Genomic DNA, 3759 nt, shown 5'->3' with positions numbered 1-3759 from the left:
GAAATAGGTATCCTTCAGGTTTTGAGCGCCTCCGGCAAACTTAACCAAGTCCGGTGGGACTGTTATCCCGCCTCGTGATACCCCGGCCCGCCCTGGACCTCCCGTCTCTGGAAGCCCGGCGCACAATCGCAGTGGAACCCGTGCTGGTTTGCACCGTAGAATACCTCACTTTAACCGCCGGTGGCCAGCTGCGGCATTGCAGTTACCGGGGGTTGCGCCCGGATAAATCGCCCCGGGAGTGTCGTTTCCTTCTGGAGTAAAAATTTTTTTAAGCTGTCACCAATGTGTGGAGTGCACCATAATATGGTACCAAAGTAAAGAAGGGAGGCCTTTGAATGGGTTATGGTTTAAGCGGCGGTGCATACGGAAGCAATTTTGCTTTCATCCTGTTTCTGGTTTTAATCCTGCTGTTATTCGGAGATGGGTTTGCCTACGCGGGTAAACCGAAGTAACCAGCTGTAAGCAGCATTCAAGGTTAATCAAAAGCCTTGAGGGGGATTGAAAATGAGCGGCTATGCCTATCCTTACTGGAGCAACTTCGCTTTCATCCTGTTTCTGATTTTAATCCTGCTATTTTTGGGAGATGGGTGGTACTACTGTGGAGCCCCGAAGTAAAAACCGCAACCTTTGAATTTGAAGCATAAGAGAACCAAATTCAAAGGAGCTTTAATGATGAGGGTTTTCATCTTATTGGGGCGATCAGTTTAGCCTGACCCTCTTTTTGATCCTGTTATTGCTGCTGATGAGGAAGAAACCTTATACTATGGAACTGAATCCTGAACACCTGGTTCTGACGCTGAGTGGAACAACTGATTAATTATTAAGATTAAGGAAGAGCTGCATTTCAAGCAGCCCTTCCTTATTTTTGATGGTCTGTTGCCTTCCACTTTCAAAAATCCATCAAAGAAACTGGATAATGACATTCTCATTAATGGAACAGGGAAGCTTTTTGACCCGCACTTCCAGCAAACCATGACGGTATGTGGCCGTGGCTGTCTCCGGCCTTACTGCACAGGGGAAATTTACCTCCTGGTGGAATTCCTCGACCGTACTGGCGGGTAATACCGTGGCCAGGCTTTTGGGTTCCAGGAGCCTTTTATAACGGCGGCCCCGGAGCTCCAGCCCGCTGCTCTTGACCAGGAGATGTAAATCTTCCCGCCTTTGTAATCCAGGGATTTCAACTACCGCGATGACTTCGTCACCCCAGTCGTGAATATGGGCAGGTATTTCAGCCTGCTCTGTTTTTTTTGCCTTGCCAATCAAGTTCAGTTCGGCGAGTTCCGTCAGGCCTGAGAGGGCGGGTTGGATCTTTTTGATAATATCTTCCCTCAGGTTTAAAATTTGGGATAACAACTGGTTTTTTTCTGCTTCGTTCAAGCTACACCCCTCCTTTTTTACTTTAAATATGAAAGTTGCCCGGAATGCTTATGTCACCCGAACCCTTCAGACTGGTATAGCTTGAGAAATCAATGTGCTGCATAATATTAAAATCACCAACGTTAAAAGAGTCATGGTAGGCACTGTAGGTCATGGTGTTCTTTGGGGCAGAGATGTTGACCTCCCCCAGATTTAAGGTACCTCCGGCCTGGATCTGATTTATTTTGAATGCACCAATAATTAAAGGCATATAAAACCTCTCCTATTCGCCATGATATCGGCCATCCTTCCCTTTATTTTCCTGTCCCAGGGGGATAAGTCCATACTGATTGCCGTCACCGGAGTTCAGGGAGCCCGGACCTGCCTGGATCCCCATTTCACTGGTGGGCAGGCAGACCACACGTTCACCAACGATCAATGTGCCACCGGACTGAATGCTATTGATCTTGATGGTGCCGATGATTATGGTCACCGTTGACACCGCCTTTATGAAAAGGCCTTTTGTCTCAGGATATGTTCCAGGGAACACTTTAGTGATTTTAGCTGTTAAGGCACCGTATAAAAGAGTTTTACAATGGGTTCATTGAAGCATAATAAAATATAAAAGGGGGGTGGTAAAACGTGGAAAGGGAGGTGATCAGGATCCCCGGGCAACCCCTTTCCTTCACCAACCTGGACAAGTTGTTCTGGCCGGAAGAAGGCTTGACCAAGGCGCACTTAATCAAGTACTACAGCGATATAACCCCCGTGCTGCTGCCGTACGTTCATAACCGCCCCCTGGTCATGAAGCGTTATCCCGACGGTATTAGCGGGGAAGCCTTTTACCAGAAGGAATGTCCGGAGTATGCTCCTGATTGGATTCAAACTTTTCCCGTACAGCACTCGGAAAAAATAATCAATTACATAATCTGTAACGATCTGGCTACTCTGCTCTGGTTGGCCAATCAGGCCTGTATTGAAGTTCACGCCTGGCTCTCTACAAGGGACCATATTGAGTGTCCCGATATTGCGGTTATGGACCTGGATCCGGCCGAAGGAGCTACTTTCAGGGACGCCATGCAGGTTGCCCTTTTAGTGCGTCAGGCCCTGGCGGAGTTTGGCCTGCAGGCTTTCGTTAAAACATCGGGGGCGAGGGGGTTGCACCTGTTTATCCCCATCCAGCCGGTATATCTCTTCCGCGATGTTACCCGTGCCATGGAATATATCGCCCGACTGGTGAACCGGGCTTATCCGACCGGGACCACTCTTGAACGTGCAGTGCACCGGAGAAAGGGGAAGGTTTACCTGGATTATTTGCAGAACGGTCGCGGTAAAACCATGGTTTTTCCCTATAGCCTGCGTCCTTTACCCGGTGCTCCTGTTTCCACCCCTTTAACCTGGCCGGAGGTGGAAGCCCTGGACGTGGAACCGACTGACTTCAACATAAGGACTATTTTTCAGCGCCTGAAGGAAACAGGGGACCTTTTCAGAGACCTCCTGGTGCAGGAACAAAGTCTGGATGACATTCTGGATGTGGTGGCCGGGTCAGACAGCTTAACTCTGGGGATGGAAGGTTAAGATATAACCTTCCCGTGTTTGTGGAAGTAATTCCTGTGGGTCTTTTCCCCCCTCCGGTTCTTTCTTGAACGGCATGTTTCCCCTGGTTACCAGACAGCTGTGGGTGATACCAACATTTAACGCACCACCCAGCTGATCTACAGTAATGTTTTCCAGCTCGATGGTGAATTGTTCAACGTGCATCCGGTCCACGTGAAATTTTTCTATGCGCCAGTGTTGTGATTCCAGCAGTTTCTTGAGCAGGGCGAGCTCGTTTTTGAGCAGCTCGAGGTCCTGCTTCAGGGGTACGAGGGCATCGTGGAAAGCATATTTTTCTGTCACTTTACGACTTTCTGTGAAGTTATGGCGGTGGCCGCCCTTTTTGAACAGGGCCATAATATGCCTCAGAAAGACGCCCATCTTGCCACCCCTTTTGTGCATCGTGGTATTTTTTTGCTGCCCCGGTCGATTCTACTAGTTATATATTCATTTCTGGCGTAAATCCTGTCAGGTGGGGTAAATAAGGAAAAGTTTTTTTCATTGGGGCAGGAGTTTTACCATCTTCCCCCGAATGCCTTTTCAACCTGAGGTGAGCATGATGGATGAAAAAATTTACTGGATGGGCTGGCAGTATCTCCTGCCCGGTAGTGCCAAGCGCATCTGGAATTTGGTGGAGAGATTCGGATCTCCAGGGGCGGCCTGGGCGGCTTCCGGGGAGGCTCTGGTTGCCAGGGGCGGTTTCGAGCCCCGGGCGGCAGCAGACCTTGTACGCCGCCGCTCTGAACTGGATCTCCGTTTGAGCCAGAGGAGATGGAACCTCGGTACCCTCAAGCCGAAAGTAAGCCA

At 49.5% G+C, this 3759-nt stretch carries 6 protein-coding genes and 1 pseudogene; 3 read left to right on the top strand and 4 right to left on the bottom strand.

All coding sequences use genetic code 11. The annotated features are described in order from the left end of the window. Positions 1-53 precede the first annotated feature (53 nt). Entirely contained in the window at positions 54-260 is a 207-nt protein-coding gene (locus tag ACPLUI_RS12370) for a hypothetical protein (RefSeq protein ID WP_424660562.1), read from the top strand. Positions 261-900: 640 nt separating this feature from the next. Here ACPLUI_RS12370 and ACPLUI_RS12365 read toward each other — a convergent pair. The 3 genes from ACPLUI_RS12365 to ACPLUI_RS12355 are packed head-to-tail and all read right to left on the bottom strand — an operon-like array spanning position 901 to position 1849. Continuing rightward, positions 901-1377: an Hsp20/alpha crystallin family protein gene (locus tag ACPLUI_RS12365; RefSeq protein ID WP_424660561.1), complete on the bottom strand. Its 477-nt coding sequence runs from the start codon at positions 1375-1377 to the stop codon at positions 901-903. Between the two features lie 22 nt (positions 1378-1399). After that, complete coding sequence (locus ACPLUI_RS12360; RefSeq protein ID WP_424660560.1) at positions 1400-1627, bottom strand: spore germination protein; 228 nt, start codon at positions 1625-1627, stop codon at positions 1400-1402. A 12-nt stretch (positions 1628-1639) separates the two neighbouring features. Beyond that, positions 1640-1849, bottom strand: coding sequence for a spore germination protein (locus ACPLUI_RS12355; protein WP_424660559.1), 210 nt, complete (start codon positions 1847-1849; stop codon positions 1640-1642). Positions 1850-1998: 149 nt separating this feature from the next. Here ACPLUI_RS12355 and ligD point away from each other — a divergent pair, with 149 nt between their 5' ends. Beyond that, positions 1999-2934 (top strand): non-homologous end-joining DNA ligase, encoded by a 936-nt coding sequence (gene ligD / locus ACPLUI_RS12350; RefSeq protein ID WP_424660558.1) that lies wholly within the window; start codon positions 1999-2001, stop codon positions 2932-2934. On the opposite strand, the gene ACPLUI_RS12345 is transcribed toward ligD, so the two are convergent. Continuing rightward, positions 2911-3333 (bottom strand): hypothetical protein, encoded by a 423-nt coding sequence (locus ACPLUI_RS12345; protein ID WP_424660557.1) that lies wholly within the window; start codon positions 3331-3333, stop codon positions 2911-2913. The two genes, ligD and ACPLUI_RS12345, sit on opposite strands and share 24 nt — an antisense overlap. A gap of 151 nt (positions 3334-3484) precedes the next feature. Here ACPLUI_RS12345 and ACPLUI_RS12340 point away from each other — a divergent pair. Then, positions 3485-3759, top strand: a pseudogene (locus ACPLUI_RS12340) (hypothetical protein); the annotation flags it as partial.

The sequence above is a fragment of the Desulfofundulus sp. genome, from assembly GCF_049701015.1.
Classification (GTDB): domain Bacteria; phylum Bacillota; class Desulfotomaculia; order Desulfotomaculales; family Desulfovirgulaceae; genus Desulfofundulus.
The sequence above is the reverse complement of the archived record's forward strand: the minus strand, read 5'-3'. Positions and strand labels throughout refer to the sequence as shown.

Excerpts from the sequence above, each read along its gene's own strand:
- ACPLUI_RS12345 (WP_424660557.1), bottom strand. The coding sequence starts at position 3,333 with ATGGGCGTCTTTCTGAGGCATATTATGGCCCTGTTCAAAAAGGGCGGC.
- ACPLUI_RS12360 (WP_424660560.1), bottom strand. The coding sequence starts at position 1,627 with ATGCCTTTAATTATTGGTGCATTCAAAATAAATCAGATCCAGGCCGGA.